Origin of the sequence: Micromonospora trifolii (assembly GCF_050516465.1) — a bacterium.
GTDB classification, from domain to species: Bacteria; Actinomycetota; Actinomycetes; order Mycobacteriales; family Micromonosporaceae; genus Micromonospora; species Micromonospora trifolii.
In genome coordinates this window covers 2876250-2891643 of record NZ_CP191526.1, presented here as the reverse complement: position 1 = coordinate 2891643, position 15394 = coordinate 2876250, and the positions used below count along the sequence as shown (strand labels likewise).

Sequence of the window (15394 nt, the reverse complement as noted above, 5' to 3'; positions counted from 1 at the left end):
GTCGTGGCCCGATATCTGCTCACCCGCGCCTGGCAGTCGGCGCTGACCCTGCTGTTGTCGACGATCGTGGTCTTCGTCGGCGTACGGGCGCTCCCCGGCGACCCGGCCCTCGCCCTGGCCGGGGAGGACCGGTCGCCGGAGGCCCTGGAGGCCATCCGCCGGCACTACGGGCTCGACCAGCCGCTGCCGGTGCAGTTCGCCCAGTACGTGGAGCGCATGGCGCAGGGTGACTTCGGGGTGTCGATCCGCACCGGTACGCCGGTCTCGTCGATGCTCATGACCGCCCTGCCGGTGACCGTCGAGCTGTCCGTCCTGGCGATCCTCATCGCGGCGGCGCTCGGCGTCGGCGCCGGGGTGCTCGCGGCGGTCCGTCGTGGACGTCCGGCGGAGTGGCTCGCCAACGGCCTGGCCCTGATCGGCCTGTCGGTGCCGCACTTCTGGCTGGGGCTGCTGGCGATCCTCTACCTGTCCGTGGCGACCGGGCTCTTCCCCGCCTCCGGCTTCGTGCCGATCCTGGAGGACCCCGTGGACAACCTGCACCACATCGTCCTGCCGGCCGTGATCCTCGGCACCGGTCTGGCCGCCATCATCATGCGGCAGACCCGGTCGGCGATGCTGGACTCGCTCTCCTCCGACTACGTGCGCACGGCGAAGGCGAAGGGCCTGCGACCGCGCGCCGTCATCACCCGGCACGCCCTGCGGAACAGCCTCATCGTGGTGGTGACCGTCGTGGGTCTCCAACTCGGCGGGCTGATCTCGGGCGCGGTCGTCACAGAGCAGATCTTCGGGCTGCCGGGCTTCGGCAAGATGACCATCGACGCGGTGTTCCAACGGGACTACCCGGTGATCCAGGCCGTCGTCCTGCTCACCGCGGCGGCCTACATCGTGATCAACTTCTTCGTGGACCTGCTCTACTCGGTCATCGATCCACGCATCCGGGTGACGGGAGATCCGGCATGACCGTCCTCACCGTACCGATGGCGGAGACCGGCGCCGCCAGCATCACCAGGCGTACCCGGGTGCTGCGGCGGCTGCGGCGCAACCCGCTCGCCGTGGTGAGCTTCGTCGTCCTTGCGCTGGCCGGCGTCATCGCGCTGCTCTCACCCTGGCTCGCGCCGTACTCGGTCGACCAGACCGACTTCGGCCGTACGTTCGCGCCTCCCGGCACCGCCGGGCACCTGCTGGGCACCGACGACCTCGGCCGGGACGTCCTCTCCCGCATCATGCTCGGTGCGCGGGCGTCGTTGCAGGTGGGGCTCCTGGCGGTGGCCACGTCGCTGGTCATCGGCGTGCCGCTCGGGCTGGCCGCCGGCTACTTCCGGGCCTGGGACGCGGTGATCTCGCGCTTCACCGACCTGCTGCTGGCGTTCCCGTTCCTGATCATGGCGGTGGGGTTGGCGGCCATCCGGGGCGCCAGCCTCGGCAACGCCGCGGTGGCCATCGGCATTGCCCAGATCCCCGGGGTGATCAGGGTCGTCCGATCGGACACGTTGCGCCTCAAGTCGCTGGACTTCGTCGCGGCGGCCGTCGTGGATGGCGCGAGCGACCTGTGGGTGCTGGCCCGGCACATCCTGCCGAACGCGACCTCGGTGATCCTGGTGCAGGCCACTGTCGCCATCCCGGCCGCGATCCTCGGCGAGGCGGTGCTGTCCTTCCTCGGCCTCGGCATCCAGCCCCCGGCGCCCAGTCTCGGCACCATGCTGGCCACCGCCCAGCAGTTCGCCGCCCGGGCACCGTGGGCCGCCGTCTTCCCCGGCGTCGTGATCATGGGTTTGGCGCTGGCGTTCAACGTCTTCGGTGATGCCCTGCGTGACGCCCTCGACCCGAAGGGAGACCGGCGATGACCACCGCCTCCGCGCCCGTGCTGGAGATCCGTGACCTGTCGGTGTCGTTCCCGACCGAGACCGGCACCGTCTCCGCGGTCGACGGGGTCAGCCTGGACCTCGCAGCCGGGGAGATCGTCGGGATGGTGGGCGAGTCGGGGTGCGGAAAGAGCGTCACCGCGATGAGCATCGCCGGGCTGCTCCCGGGCAGCGCCCGGGTCACCGGTTCGGTGCGCCTGAACGGCACCCAGCTGGTCGGGGCCCGCGAGTCGGCCCTGCGTCGGGTCCGTGGCCGGGAGATCGCCTACATCTTCCAGGAACCGATGACGTCGTTGAACCCGGTGCTCACCGTCGGGCGGCAGATCGGGGAGGTGCTCCAGGTCCACGAACGGATGTCCCGACGGGCGGCGCGGGCGCGCGCCGTCGAGCTGTTGACGCTCGTCGGAATCCCGTCCGCCGCGCAGCGGGTCGACGGCTACCCGCACCAGCTCTCCGGCGGCATGCGCCAGCGCGTGATGATCGCGATGGCGGTGGCCTGCGGCCCGAAGGTGCTGGTGGCCGACGAGCCGACCACCGCGCTGGACGTCACCGTCCAGGCCGGCATCCTGCAGGTGCTGCGGGACCTGCGCGACCGGCTCGGCACGAGCGTCCTCATCATCACCCACGACCTCGGCGTGATCGCCGACATCGCCGACCGCGTCGTCGTCATGTACGCGGGCCGGGTGGTGGAACGGGCGCCGGTGGACGACCTGTTCGCCCACCCCCGGCACCGGTACACGGCCGGGCTCCTGTCGGCGTCACCGCAGCCGGGCCGGCACGCCGGCACCGACCGGTTGACCGAGATCCCCGGGCTGGTGCCCGTCCTGGCCAGCCAACCCGACGCCTGCACCTTCGCGGATCGATGCCCGGCCGCCGATGAGCAGTGCCGGGCGGCCGCCCCGCCGCTGGAGGGCATCGGTGGAACCGACCATGTCGCGGCCTGTTGGCACCCCTGCACAACGGCACCGACGGCACCGACGGCAGCTCAGGAGGCGAACCGATGACGCCGCAGCCGAACGCCCTGGAGATCGCGGACCTGGTGATGCACTTCGGCCCGGTGCGGGCCGTGGACGGGGTGTCCCTGACCATCCCGCGCGGCCGGGTCACGGCCCTGGTGGGGGAGAGCGGCTCTGGAAAGTCGACGGTGGGCCGATGCGTGGTGCGGCTCGTCGAACCGACCGCGGGAACGGTCCGGATCGCGGGCACTGATGTCACCCACCTGTCCCGACGCCGACTGCGCCCCCATCGCGGCGCGGTGTCGATCGTCTTCCAGGACCCGGCCGCGTCACTGGACCCACGCATGCTGGTGGGCGAGATCGTGGCCGAGCCGCTGCGGCTGGCCGGCAAGCGAATCTCCCGGCGTGACCGGGACGCCCGTGTCGCTCCCCAACTCGAACGGGTGGGCCTGCGCGCCGAGGTGGCCCGTCGCTATCCTCACGAGTTGTCCGGCGGGCAACGCCAACGGGTCAGCATCGCGCGGGCCCTGATCTCCGAGCCCATGCTGCTCATCGCTGACGAACCCACCAGCGCGCTCGACGTGTCCGTGCAGGCGTCGGTGCTCAACCTCCTCGCCGACCTGCAACGCGACATCGGGTTCGCCTGCCTCTTCATCACCCACGACCTCTCCGCGGTCGAGTACCTGGCCGACGACATCGCGGTCATGTACCTGGGTCAACTCGTCGAGACCGGTAGCCGCGAGCGGATCTTCGCCCGGCCCGCACACCCGTACACGCAGGCGCTGCTCTCCGCCGCGCCGGTGGCCGACCCGGTGCGTCAGCGCCACCGTCAGCCGGTGCTGCTCGGCGACGACCTGCCGTCCGCGCTCGACCCGCCGTCCGGCTGCCGGTTCCGGACCCGGTGCCCGCTCGCCTTCGACCGGTGCGCGACGGAGGTGCCGGCGCAGACCGCGATCGGCGACGGCATGGCCGCGTGCCACCTGGTCCGGCCGGACGGCACCGGTCCCGACGTTCGTACCGCAGATCCCAGTGAGGTGTTGTCATGACGTTCACCACCCGACCCACGTTGCAGGGCACCTTCGGCATGGTGTCCTCCACCCACTGGCTCGCCAGCCAGGCGGCGATGGGCATCCTGGAACGCGGGGGCAACGCCTTCGACGCCGCGGTCACCGCCGGGTTCGTCCTGCACGTCGTGGAGCCGCACCTGAACGGGCCGGGCGGCGAGGTGCCGGCCATCGTGGCCACCGCCCGGGACCCCCGACCGAAGGTGCTGTGCGGGCAGGGGCCGGCCCCGGCCGGCGCCACCATCGCGCACTTCCGGTCCCTCGGGATGGACCTCATCCCGGGTGCCGGGCCGCTCGCGGCGGCCGTACCCGGCGCGGTGGACGCCTGGCTCCTGCTGCTGCGCGAGCACGGCACGCTCACCCTCGCCGAGGTGCTGGAGCCGGCGATCGGCTACGCCGGCGCCGGGCACCCACTGGTGGGCCGGGTCGGTGACACAGTGGCGGCCGTCCGGTCGTTGTTCGAGGAACACTGGCCCACCTCCGCCGCGCTCTGGCTGCGCGGCGGCCGGCCACCGGCCGCGGGGGAGTTGGTCACCAACCCGGCGTACGCGGACACCCTGCGCCGGCTCGTCGAGGCGGGACGGGCGGCCGGCGTCGACCGGGAGGCCCAGATCGAGGCCGCCCGCCGGGCCTGGAGCACGGGTTTCGTCGCCGAGGCGATCGACGCGTTCAGCCGACGACCGTTCCAGGACTCCAGCGGACGCCCGCACGCCGGGCTGGTCACCGGCGACGACCTGGCCGGGTACTCGGCGAGCTGGGAGCAGCCCGCCACCCTCGACTGGCACGGCTACTCGGTGGCGAAGACCGGTTTCTGGGGTCAGGGCCCAGTGTTGCTGGAGTCACTGGCCACCCTGGACGCGCTGGACGACCCGGGCGCGTACGACCCGGGGACCGCGGCGGGCGTGCACGCCCAGGTCGAGGCGCTCAAGCTCGCCTTCGCCGACCGGGAGGCCTGGTACGGCGACGGTGTCGACGTGCCCGCCAAGGCGCTGCTCTCCCCGCAGTACGCGCGGGAGCGGGCCGCCCTGATCGGCGATCGCGCGTCGGCGGAGTTGCGGCCGGGGCGTCCGGATGGGGCGCAGCCGCGCCTGCCGGCCCACGTTCGACAGGGCGCCGGGCGGCGTACCGGGCCGACGGATGCCACCACGGGGGAGCCGACAGTGCAGTCGGACGGGGTGACCCGGGGCGACACCTGTCACGTGGACGTCGTTGACCGCTGGGGCAACATGATCTCCGCTACGCCCAGTGGTGGCTGGTTGCAGAGTTCCCCGACGATTCCGGAGCTGGGCTTTCCGCTGGGCAGCAGGTTGCAGATGTTCTGGCTGGAGGAGGGGCTCGCCTCGTCGCTGGCGCCGGGCCGCCGCCCGCGTACGACGTTGAGCCCGACGATGGTGCACCGCGACGGTGAGCCGGTGCTGGCCTGCGGCACCCCCGGTGGCGACCAGCAGGACCAGTGGCAGTTGCCGTTCCTGTTGCGGCACCTCGTCGGTGGGCAGAGCCTCCAGGAGGCCATCGACGCGCCGGCGTGGCACACGGTCAGCCTGCCGGGGTCGTTTTACCCCCGCGACATGGAGCCCGGTGTCCTGGTGGTGGAGGACCGGCTCGACGAGGGCGTGCTGGCGGCCCTGCGGGCGTACGGGCACGAGGTGCGGGTCACCGACGGGTGGAGCCTCGGTCGGCTCTGCGCGGTGACCCGTGACCCGGCGACGGGCGTGCTGGCCGCCGGTGCGAACCCTCGGGGGATGCAGGGCTACGCGTGCGGCCGGTAGCGGGCGCCATGGCCACACGCCCGTCAGCGGGCGCCGTAGCCGCCTTCGGCGTTCTCGTACGCCGCGGCGGATGCCGCGTCGAGGTGGTCGAGCGCGGCCCGCTCGGCGCGGTCACCGTCGCCTGACTCGATGGCGTCGACGAGTTGGATGTGCTCGGCCCACGAGTGTGGCGCGCGTTCGGCCGCCCCGAGCCGGAAGACCCACTGGACATGGAGGTAGAGCGACTTGGCGATCGACGACAGCCAGGGGTTTCCGCTGATCTGGAGGATGCGCAGGTGCAGCGTGCTGTTCAGCTCGGCGACCCGGGCCAGGTCGTGGCGCTGCGTCGCCTCGCGGCCCTGGTCGAGCAGGGCGCGCAGGGACGCCACGTCGGCTGCGGTGGCCCGCTCGGCGGCCAGCCGGGCGGCCAGCGCCTCCAGGCGCTCGCGCACGGCGAACATGTCGGTGATGGTCCCGCTGCTCGGTGAGGCGACGACCGCTCCCCGGCGGGGGAGGATCACGACGAACCCCTCCGCCTCGGCGACGCGCAGTGCCTCCCGGACGGGGTTGCGGGAGACGCCGAAGTCCTCGGCGAGCCGGTCCTCGGTCAGCCGTTCCCCGGGCAGGTAGTCGCCGTCGATGATGGCGGTCCGCAGCGCGGCGAGGACCTGATCGCGTAGCGGCAGGTGTTGCGCGCCGAGCTTGTCCCGTAGGTCTTCAGCCACCTGGTCGCCTCTCCGTGAACGTGTCCGGACAAAGTGTATACGAAGAACAATTACTGGAAGGTGGCCGACAGTGTCGAGCACAGCGCCCCGCGTCACCCGCCCCCGCGCCGCCCCGCGCCGAGACGAGCGCCTGCTGCGGCGACGGCAGGCGCTCGTCGTCGTCCTCACCTTCCTCACCGGGAGCGCCGACGCTCTCGGTTTCCTCGCCCTCGGCGGCGCCTTCGCCAGCGTGATGACCGGCAACATGGTCCTGCTCGGGCTCTCGGCCGGCCGGGGTGAAGCCGACCTGGCCCTGACGTCGGGCTGCGCCATCGTCAGCTTCATCGTCGGTGTCCTCGCGGGTGCCCGCGTCGTCGGCTCGGCACAGCCCGACGACCCGGTCTGGCCCCGGCGGGTCACCTGGGCGCTGGTCATGGAGCTGTCGGTGTTCCTGGTGTTCGCCGTCGTCTGGGAGGTCACCCTGCACACCCCCGACGCTGGTGTCCACCTGGCGCTTTTGATGCTGTCCGCGGTCGCGCTGGGCGTGCAGAGCAGTGCGATCCAACGCTTCGGCGTTTCCGGCCTGTCCTCCACGTACCTGACCGGCACGCTCACCAGCCTGATCGCCGGGGTCGCCGCGCGCAGCCCGTGGGCCAGCCTGCGCCCCAAGGCTCAGGTGCTGCTGGCCCTCATGGTCGGCGCGGCGGGCGGCGCCCTGGTCGCCCTGCACCTGCCGGTCGTCGCCCCGGCCCTGCTGATCGTGCCGCTGGTGCTCGTCATCGCCGTGTCCGCGCGGATGCGGGCCTGAGCGTCAGACGCCGCGAGCGAACAGGGCCAGGCGTACCCGGTTGGGGCTGTCGGTCTTGGTCATCAGGCTGGTGATGTGGGTCTTGACAGTGGTGACACCGATGTGGAGCTGGTCGGCGATCTCGGTGTTGGACAGGCCGTCGGCGACCAGGTCGAGCACGTCCCGTTCCCGGGCGGTCAGGCCCGGCAGGGCCGGTGGTGACCCGGGGCGGGCGTGCACCGCGCGCTCCACGAGGCGACGCAGCACCTCCGGGCTGAACGGGCTGTCCCCGACGGCGGCCCGGCGGATGCCGTCCAGCAGCTCGGTCGGCGGCGCGTCCTTGAGCAGGAACCCGCACGCTCCGGCGGTCAGCGCGGGGTAGAGGTGGTCGTCGTCGCCGAACGTGGTCAGCACCAGGACGCGGGTGGTGGGGCGTTCGGCGAGGATCCGGCTGGTCGCGGTGATCCCGTCGACACCGGGCATCCGCAGGTCCATGACGACGACGTCGGGAAGGAGCCGCCCGGCCAGTGGGATCGCCTCACGGCCGTTGTCGGCCTCCCCGACGACCTCGATGTCGGGTTGGGCGTCGCAGAGCATGCGCAGCCCGGCTCGGATGAGGTGCTGGTCGTCGACCAGCAGCACCCGGATCACGCCGGCTCCGGCGCGGGCGACCCGGCCGGGGCCTCCCGCTCGCGGGGCACCGATCCGACCGGAGCGTCGGCGGACGCGGCGGCCACGGCCGGGAGGACGGTACGCACCCGCCACCCCGCGTCGGTGGGGCCCGCCTCCAACCGGCCGCCGAGGACCTCGACGCGCTCGCGCATCCCGGTGATGCCGTGCCCGCCACCGGCCGGCATGCCCGCCGGCACCCCGCCTCGCCCGTTGTCGGTGACCTCCCAGTGCACGGAGCCGCCCCGGACGGCGACCACGAGATGCGCGAGCGCGGACGTCCCCGCGTGTTTGGCCACGTTGGTCAGCGCCTCCTGAGTCAGTCGCAGCACCGCCATGCCGCGCACCGAGTCGAGTGAACCGATCGCCGGATCGAGATCGGCCTCCACCGTGACACCCGCCTGCCGGGCCCGGTCGACGGACGCGCCGATCGCCGCCGGCAGCGCTGACGGTTCGATAGCGGTCAGCGCCGCGTCGCCGCGTACCCCGTCGGGGTTGCGCAGCACCGCGACCAGCCGGCGCAGCTCCGCGAGGGCCGCGGTGCCGGTGCCGTGCACGTCGTCGAAGACCTCGTCCACCCGGGGATCCAGGTCGGTGAGCACGTGCCGGGCGACGCCGACCCGCAGGACCATCGATGCCACGTGGTGCGCGACGACGTCGTGCAGCTCGCGGGCGATGGCGCTGCGTTCGTCGGCGCGCGCCGCTCGGGTCTCCGACTCGTGCTGGCGTTGCTCGGCCACGGCTCGCTCCACGGCCTGCCGACTCAGCTCCCGGTTGGTGCGGATGACGAGGCCGAGCAGCACCGGCACGCCGACCTCCAGGGCCAGCCCGACGGCACCGGAGGCGACCTGGCCGGCCGGGTCGCCGATCGAGTCGGTCAGGTCGACCACCACCAGCAGCGCTGCCGACAGCCAGATGATCCGGGGGCGGTGCGCCCGCATGGTGACCTCGAGCAGTGCCCAACTGGCGCCGACCTGGTTGATGGTGGAGTCGTCGAGCAGGCGGATCGCGACCGTCAGCAGGGCGGCCTGCGCCAGCAGGTTGACCATCGGCCAACGGTGCACCGCCAGCCCCACTGTGAACGCGAGTACCGCGAGGATCCACTGTGTCGTCGTGGGTGCGCTGGTGGAGTGCGGGACGACGAGCAGGTAGCTCAGCCCGGCGAGGTCGAGCAGCACCATCCGCACGAGCGTTTCCCGCATGTCGAACAGTCGCCCCGGCCAGCTCACGGTGGTCAGCCTAGGTGCTGCGGGCCGGTGGCAACGGCCGCCGGCCGCCGCCACCGGGTCCGGACCGCGAGGTACGCGGCCAGGCCGAGCGGTCCGAGCAGGATGGTCAGCAGCAGCACCGGAGCCATCACCAGCGCCGGCACCCCCCGATCCCGGCTGTCCAACCACGCCCACCGTCCGACGAACAGATCGAACGCGATCATGTGCGCCCAACCCGCCGCCGCCCCGTCCGAGGTGCCGAGCAGGTCGCGCACCCCGGCCAGGGTTGGCGACGTCACGGCCGGCAGCACGTCGGAGAACGCCGGCAGCACCAGCAGCGCGTAGATCACCACGACCGGCAGCACGATCAGCGGTGAGGCGATGATCCGGGCGGTCCACGACCAGCGGGGCAGCAGGATCATCAGCGCCCAGAACGGCGCGGCCACCGCGAACGTCAGGGAGAACAGCGTGGCGGTCACGCGGCCAGCGCCAGTTCCGGGCGACGTCGGCGGGCCAGCACCAGGCCGGTCGCGGTCGCCGTCGCGACCACCAGGGCCGCTACCGCGGCGAGCGTGACGGCGTCCGGCCGCAGCAGCGGCTGTTCGCGCAGGGCCTGCCAGGTCAACAGCACTGTGAGTACGCCGTACGCGCCGCCCGCGACGACCAGCAGCCGGGCGCGGGTGCGCTCGTCCAACCGTGTCGCGAAGCGGCTCAGCAGGATCGCCAGGATCGGCAGCGCCTGGAGGGCGTGCAGCCCCACGAAGTGCCCGATCCGCAGGTCACCGCCGGTGGTGCTCCAGCCCACGATCGGCAACCCCGGCCCGCCGTCGGGCACGCCGACGCTGTGCGCCCCACCGATCCCCTCGATCCCCGGGTCCTGCATCGGCAGCACCATCGGCACCGCCGCGAGCATGCCCAGCAGGGACAGGCCGAGCCCCCACCCGACGGCTGTCGCGGCGACCCGATCGGGGATCCGCTGGATCAGGACCACGATCCCGATGACGAGGTGCGCGAAGAACAGGACCATGATCGCCGCGCCCATCGACGCGACCAACACGATGTTCAGCGGGGTGGTGGAGTTGAAATGGCTGGTCTGCCCGCGTATCACCTGACCGACGATCCACGCGTTCTCGACGACCGCCACCGCGACGATGACGACGACCGCCCTCTCGACGGCACGGCTGCGCCGCGGCAGCAGGGAGAGCATCCAGGCGAGCGTCGCGCCGTACAGCACGAACGACACCGCGAACTTGAACGGCTTGAGCCAGATCGGCGCCCCGGTGAGGACGCGCGGGTCGACGAGGATGCCGACCACGGCGACGACGCCGAGCACCCCCATCACGGATACCAGGACCATCAGCGGGCGGTTCCAGCGCGTCGCCCGGCGCACAACGGTAGTCATGTCTGTAGATGTTCGTGGCCACGAGCGCCGATTTCGTCCGACCCCGAGCCCCGGTTGCGGCCGGTGGTCGGAGTGCGCCTCCTCCCTGGGTAGGAGGCGAAACCCGTCGAGGCCGCTCGGCGGTGCTGGCACAATGGCCGGCCTGCCGACCGGACCGGGAGTGACCATGACGACCAACGAGGACCGTGTCCAACCGAACGAGACCACCGTTCCGTTGCTGCACTGCGCGGCCCCGGAGGAGACCCTGGCGTTCTGGCGAGCCCTCGGGTTCGAGGTGGCTTATGAGCAACTCAGGCCCTATGTGTACCTGGCCCTCACCTGGAGTGGGTTCCAGCTGCACTACGGCCCGGCGCCCAAAGACCTTGACCCGGCGAAGGAGCATTCCGGCGGCTGCCTGGTGATGGTGGACGCGGTGGCGTCGTACCACGCGGCGTTCGCCGAGGCGATGCGCCGCAGTTACGGCAAGGTGCTGGTCAAGGGTCTACCCCGGATGACCCGCTACCGCGCCGGGGCGTCGCGGTTCAGCATCGTCGACCCGTCGGGCAACTCCATCGTCTTCATCCAGCGCGACGAGCCGAAGGACGTGGAGTACGGCGGGTCGAAGGAGCTTGACGGACTGGCCCGGGTGCTCGACAACGCGCGGATCCTGCGCGAGTTCAAGATGGACGACAGGGCGGCCTACCGGGCGCTCGACTCGGGGATGCGCCGCCGCGCCGAGGACGCCCCGGTGGTCGAGCAGGCGATGGCGCTGGCCGGCCTGATCGAGCTGGCCACCGCGTTGGACACGGCCGACCGGGTGCCCGAGTGGGGCGCCCGACTCCAGGCCCTGCCCCTGACCTCGGAGCAGCGGACGCAGGTGGCGCAGTACGTCGCCGACCCCACCCTCCTCGAACCATGGTGGCCCGACCCGCGCTGACCCCGGACCTTCCCGCGCCTCGCGCACCGTCGGCGATGTGGTTGTCTCCCGAATCCGTCAGGGCCGTAGCCTGCCGTCGTCCTTGAGGACAGCCTCGGCCAGCCGCTCCGGGAACATGCGCCGCACGCTGGTGGAGTATTCGCTCCCGTCGCCGGGCTGGGTGACGCGATCGCCGTCCACCCGCACCGGTATGGAGAGTCCGAAGACGTCCCCGACCCCCGGTGCTGCTTCGCAGTGCGCCCAGGCGAACGACGAAGAGCCGTCTCGCCCCAGCAGTCGGACCTCGCAGGTGCCCGGTCCACCCAGCAACTCGGCGGGGAGGAGCGTCGCGAGACGCTCCTCCTCAGCCCGCACGTCAGCCGCGTTTCGGTCGGGTAGTGCGTACGGCGGCTCGGAGCAGCCGGTGAGCAGCCCGATCGCCAGACCGAGCCAGACGGCGTGTCGGCGAATCACCCCCGCAGCATCCCACCCGGTGGTGCTGAGCCGCCATCACCGTCGGTCTGCGGACCGAGCGCTCGCGGCGCTGTGGCGGAACAGCGCCGCCACGCCGGCGAGCATGACCAGTAGCAACCCGGTGAACCAGTTCATCGCCGTGCCGGCGGTGACGGCCTGGGTGGCGACGCCGATGCCGACGGACGGCAGGATCATCCCCAGGTAGCCGATGAGGAACAGCCCGGCCAGGGCCTCGCCGCGCTGGGCGGGTGCGGCCATCGCCGCGACCGCGCCGACGGCGGCCTTGAAGAGCACGCCTGCGCCGATGCCGGCGACCACCCCGCCGACCAGGAAGACCGAGAGGCTGGCGGTGTGCATCCCCACCAGCAGGACGGGCACGCCGACGGCCTGGGCGAGCAACCCCAGGCGCACCTTCGCCGGGGCGGCCAGCCGGCTGGTGAGGGTCTGCGCAACGGCCGCACCGCCGAACACGGCGAACACGATCGCGCCGGCCAGGGCCCGCGACGGGAGGTGCAGGGCACCCGCGACGAAACCCGGGGCGACCGAGGTGAACAGGCCGAACACGGCGAAGGAGGCGAACCCGGCGGCTGCCGCGGCCAGGTATCCGGCCCGGTCCCCATGGTCGGCGCTGATCCGCTGCGGCCGGTAGGGGGGCTTGACCAGCCGCTCCTCGACGGTCTCCGGCGTCAGGGCGACCGCCACGATGCTCACCGCCAGCAGGACGGCGAACACCAGGTACGGCGTACGCAGCGGCGCGTCGACGTACTGGGCGAGGACGCCCGCGACCAACGCGCCGACACCCAGCCCGCCGATGTTGGCGGCGGTGGAGACCATCTCGAAGCGCTGACGGGACGAGCCGGGCCGGTGCGCGGCGTGCAACTCCTGGAGGTACGCGGTGGCGGTCGCGGTGATCAGGCCGATGCCCAGCCCGCTCACCAGCCGGGCGACCAGCAGCACCGGCAGGGACGGGTCACCCAGGAACAGGGCGGCGGCCACCAGTTCCAACGCCAACGCCGGAATGAGGATCTTCTTGCGGCCGACCCAGTCCGAGACGTGACCGGCGAGCAGCAGGCTGATCACCACGCCCACCGCGTAGACCGCGAACACGATCGTGCCCATGAACGTGGAGAAGCCGTCCCGCGCCATGTAGAGCGGGTAGAGCGGGGCGGGCACTGTGCAGAACGCCATCGCGGTGAGGAACGCCAGGGCGATCGCCCAGAAGCCACGGCCGTGCCGGCGGGACGAGCCGTCGCTGCGGTCGGACGTGGTGGGGCCGGGTGTCAGGGTCGACAAGGACATGACCCCACTGTCGCCTCGCCCAAGCATCAGGTCCAACGAAAGTTGATGTTCGCGACGATCGCGATCGGTGATACTTGGCGGTGTGGAGCTCCGCCAACTTGAGTACTTCGTCGCCGTGGCCGAGGAACAGAACTTCACCCGCGCCGCCGCCCGCCTGCACGTCGTCCAGTCCGCCGTCTCCGCCGCGGTCAAGACCCTCGAACGCGAACTGGGCGCGTCACTGCTGGACCGCAACTCCAAGCGCGTACGCCTCACCGACGCCGGTGCCGCGCTGCTGCCGCGCGCCCGGATCGCCCTCGACGCGGCCCGCGACGCCCGCGACGCGGTCGCCGAGGTGCACGGCGGCCTGCGGGGCACCCTGCGCATCGGCACGATGACCTCGATCAGACTCCTGCACCTGCCGGCCCTGCTCGGCGAATTCCACCGCCGGCACCCCGGAGTCCTGCTGCACACCAGCGTCGCCCCGCACGGCTCCCAGGGGCTCATCGACGCTCTCGCGGAACGCCGGCTCGACCTCGCGTTCGTCTCGCTGCCCGGCACGCCCCCGGCGGAGATCCACCTCACCGAGCTGGCCAGTTCGGTCCTCGACCTCGTCGTCCCGGACGACCACCCGCTGGCCACCCGCGAGGCGGTCACCCTGGCCGACATCGCCGGGCTGGACTTCATCGACTCCCCGGTCGGCTACGGCAACCGGGCCGTGACCGACCGGGCGTTCGCGGCCGCCGGCCTGTCCCGGCGCGTCACGATCGAGATCCCCGACATCGCCACCGGCGCCGACCACGTGCGGCACGGGCTCGGCATCGCGCTGCTGCCCCGCTTCGCCGTCGCCGACGACCACGGGGTGCGTCTGCTGAGCGTCACCGGCGCCGACCTGAACTGGACGGCGTCCCTCGCCACCCCGGTGGACCGCCCGGTCGGGGCCGCCGCCCGTGCGCTGATCAGCCTGACCGCCGAGTTCCTGCCCTGACGCGTAGGCCAAATTCGCGCGTACGTCTGGTCATTCCACGGAACGGCACGAAATTACCGCTTTAGGGTAAGTGAGGGCAACACGCTTAGTTGCTCCGATAGCTTTCGAAGGAGAGGAAAACTCGTATTCCTCCCTTCGGGTGCACAAGGAGTCAGTGATGAAGCGCAGTGTCGCGCTCGCGGCAGCCCTCCTGGCAGGTCTGACCAGCATCGGATCGATCCCCGGTACCGCCTTCGCCGATGGCGGTGGCCCCGGATACCACGACGACCGCAAGGGGGGTGATTACCACCACGGCGACGAGGGAGCGGTCTTCGTTCAGACCAACAAGGCCGAGGGCAACACCATCAAGGTGTACGACCGCGACGAGGACGGCCGTCTCACCAAGGCGGGCGAGTACGAGACCGGCGGGCTGGGCGGCTTCACCATCGGCGCACCGCTCGACGCGCTTGCCTCGCAGGGCTCACTGACCTATCACCGCGGACTGCTGTTCGCGGTGAACGCCGGCAGCAACACCGTGACGGTCTTCGGCGTCGAGGGCACCAAGCTGCACAAGCTCCAGGTCATCTGGTCCGGCGGTCTCCTGCCGGTCAGCGTCGCGGCCCGTGGCGACCTCGTCTACGTCCTCAACGCCGGTGGGGAGGGCTCGGTGCAGGGCTTCGAGCTGCACAAGGGGCGCCTGTCGCGCATCGAGGACGCCAACCGGTCGCTCGGGCTGCACAACGGCAACCCGCCCGCGTTCGGGACCGCCCCGGCCCAGGTCAAGATCGACCCGGACAGCGAGTTCGTTCTGGTGTCGACCAAGGCCGCCAACGTCATGTTCAGCTACGAGATCGGTCGCCACGGCAAACTGTCCCGCAACCCCGTCATCAGCGACGCGGGGAACACCCCGTTCGGCTTCACCTTCGACACCGATGACTCACTGCTGGTCACCGAGTCGGGAGCGAACGCGGTCAGCCGCTTCGAACTGGAGGACGACGGCGCGCTCGACCAGATCGGCCCGTCGGTGCCCAACGGCCAGCAGGCGACGTGCTGGATCCAGCGCGTCGGCGACTACTTCTTCGTCGCCAACGCCGGCAGCTCCACCATCAGCTCCTACCGGGTCAACGACGACGGCAAGCTCGAAATCGTCAAGAATGTCGCCGCCGACACCAACGGCGGGTCGATCGACATGACCACCAGCGACGGCTTCCTGTACGTGCAGAACGCCACCGCCGGCAACGTGCAGGGCTACAAGGTGCACGAGGACGGGTCCCTGAATCTCGTCACCACAGTGGAGGGCCTGCCGAAGTTCGCCGACGGCATCGGCATGGAGGGCATCGCCGCCTCCTGAGCGCACCACCCGCTGGTCCCGGTCGTTCA

The 15394-nt window shown here is 71.8% G+C and carries 16 protein-coding genes; 9 read left to right on the top strand and 7 right to left on the bottom strand.

The features are described from left to right. The first annotated feature begins 3 nt into the window (after positions 1 to 3). From ACQRWP_RS13405 to ACQRWP_RS13385, 5 genes are read left to right on the top strand one after another with little or no spacing between them, the layout of a single operon-like run. A complete protein-coding gene (locus ACQRWP_RS13405; RefSeq protein WP_430502549.1) occupies positions 4 to 960 on the top strand; it encodes an ABC transporter permease in 957 nt (318 codons plus the stop codon). Further along, positions 957 to 1844, top strand: a complete 888-nt coding sequence (locus tag ACQRWP_RS13400) for an ABC transporter permease (RefSeq protein WP_430502548.1) — start codon at positions 957 to 959, stop codon at positions 1842 to 1844. The genes ACQRWP_RS13405 and ACQRWP_RS13400 overlap by 4 nt, the downstream gene beginning before the upstream one ends. Further along, on the top strand, positions 1841 to 2866 hold the full coding sequence (locus ACQRWP_RS13395) for an ABC transporter ATP-binding protein (protein ID WP_430502547.1): 1026 nt from the start codon (positions 1841 to 1843) through the stop codon (positions 2864 to 2866). The genes ACQRWP_RS13400 and ACQRWP_RS13395 overlap by 4 nt, the downstream gene beginning before the upstream one ends. Beyond that, the gene (locus ACQRWP_RS13390) at positions 2863 to 3864 is read left to right on the top strand and encodes an ABC transporter ATP-binding protein (RefSeq protein WP_112678145.1); all 1002 of its coding nucleotides are present in this window, start codon (positions 2863 to 2865) and stop codon (positions 3862 to 3864) included. The genes ACQRWP_RS13395 and ACQRWP_RS13390 overlap by 4 nt, the downstream gene beginning before the upstream one ends. Continuing rightward, positions 3861 to 5651, top strand: a complete 1791-nt coding sequence (locus tag ACQRWP_RS13385; protein ID WP_430502546.1) for a gamma-glutamyltransferase family protein — start codon at positions 3861 to 3863, stop codon at positions 5649 to 5651. The genes ACQRWP_RS13390 and ACQRWP_RS13385 overlap by 4 nt, the downstream gene beginning before the upstream one ends. A gap of 23 nt (positions 5652 to 5674) precedes the next feature. On the opposite strand, the gene ACQRWP_RS13380 is transcribed toward ACQRWP_RS13385, so the two are convergent. After that, a complete protein-coding gene (locus ACQRWP_RS13380) occupies positions 5675 to 6355 on the bottom strand; it encodes a GntR family transcriptional regulator (protein WP_167362372.1) in 681 nt (226 codons plus the stop codon). Between the two features lie 70 nt (positions 6356 to 6425). Here ACQRWP_RS13380 and ACQRWP_RS13375 point away from each other — a divergent pair, with 70 nt between their 5' ends. After that, the gene (locus tag ACQRWP_RS13375) at positions 6426 to 7142 is read left to right on the top strand and encodes a YoaK family protein (RefSeq protein WP_430502545.1); all 717 of its coding nucleotides are present in this window, start codon (positions 6426 to 6428) and stop codon (positions 7140 to 7142) included. Positions 7143 to 7145: 3 nt separating this feature from the next. Here the strand turns inward: ACQRWP_RS13375 and ACQRWP_RS13370 are convergent, their stop codons facing one another. From ACQRWP_RS13370 to ACQRWP_RS13355, 4 genes are read right to left on the bottom strand one after another with little or no spacing between them, the layout of a single operon-like run. Beyond that, a complete protein-coding gene (locus tag ACQRWP_RS13370; protein ID WP_430502544.1) occupies positions 7146 to 7772 on the bottom strand; it encodes a response regulator transcription factor in 627 nt (208 codons plus the stop codon). Beyond that, positions 7769 to 9019, bottom strand: a complete 1251-nt coding sequence (locus tag ACQRWP_RS13365; protein ID WP_430502543.1) for a sensor histidine kinase — start codon at positions 9017 to 9019, stop codon at positions 7769 to 7771. The genes ACQRWP_RS13370 and ACQRWP_RS13365 overlap by 4 nt, the downstream gene beginning before the upstream one ends. Positions 9020 to 9024: 5 nt before the next feature. Further along, positions 9025 to 9477, bottom strand: coding sequence for an ABA4-like family protein (locus ACQRWP_RS13360; RefSeq protein WP_430502542.1), 453 nt, complete (start codon positions 9475 to 9477; stop codon positions 9025 to 9027). After that, on the bottom strand, positions 9474 to 10400 hold the full coding sequence (locus ACQRWP_RS13355; protein ID WP_430502541.1) for a hypothetical protein: 927 nt from the start codon (positions 10398 to 10400) through the stop codon (positions 9474 to 9476). Before ACQRWP_RS13355 ends, ACQRWP_RS13360 begins: the two co-directional genes overlap by 4 nt. A gap of 166 nt (positions 10401 to 10566) precedes the next feature. Between ACQRWP_RS13355 and ACQRWP_RS13350 the strand changes: the two genes are divergently transcribed. Further along, positions 10567 to 11316, top strand: coding sequence for a glyoxalase (locus tag ACQRWP_RS13350; protein ID WP_430502540.1), 750 nt, complete (start codon positions 10567 to 10569; stop codon positions 11314 to 11316). Positions 11317 to 11373: 57 nt separating this feature from the next. Here the strand turns inward: ACQRWP_RS13350 and ACQRWP_RS13345 are convergent, their stop codons facing one another. Both ACQRWP_RS13345 and ACQRWP_RS13340 read right to left on the bottom strand, forming a co-directional pair. After that, positions 11374 to 11769, bottom strand: coding sequence for a hypothetical protein (locus ACQRWP_RS13345; RefSeq protein ID WP_430502539.1), 396 nt, complete (start codon positions 11767 to 11769; stop codon positions 11374 to 11376). Between the two features lie 36 nt (positions 11770 to 11805). Continuing rightward, positions 11806 to 13068, bottom strand: coding sequence for an MFS transporter (locus ACQRWP_RS13340; protein WP_430502538.1), 1263 nt, complete (start codon positions 13066 to 13068; stop codon positions 11806 to 11808). A gap of 82 nt (positions 13069 to 13150) precedes the next feature. Here ACQRWP_RS13340 and ACQRWP_RS13335 point away from each other — a divergent pair, with 82 nt between their 5' ends. Both ACQRWP_RS13335 and ACQRWP_RS13330 read left to right on the top strand, forming a co-directional pair. After that, positions 13151 to 14035, top strand: coding sequence for a LysR family transcriptional regulator (locus ACQRWP_RS13335; RefSeq protein ID WP_357179980.1), 885 nt, complete (start codon positions 13151 to 13153; stop codon positions 14033 to 14035). A 157-nt stretch (positions 14036 to 14192) separates the two neighbouring features. After that, complete coding sequence (locus tag ACQRWP_RS13330) at positions 14193 to 15365, top strand: lactonase family protein (protein ID WP_430502537.1); 1173 nt, start codon at positions 14193 to 14195, stop codon at positions 15363 to 15365. Positions 15366 to 15394: the final 29 nt, after the last annotated feature.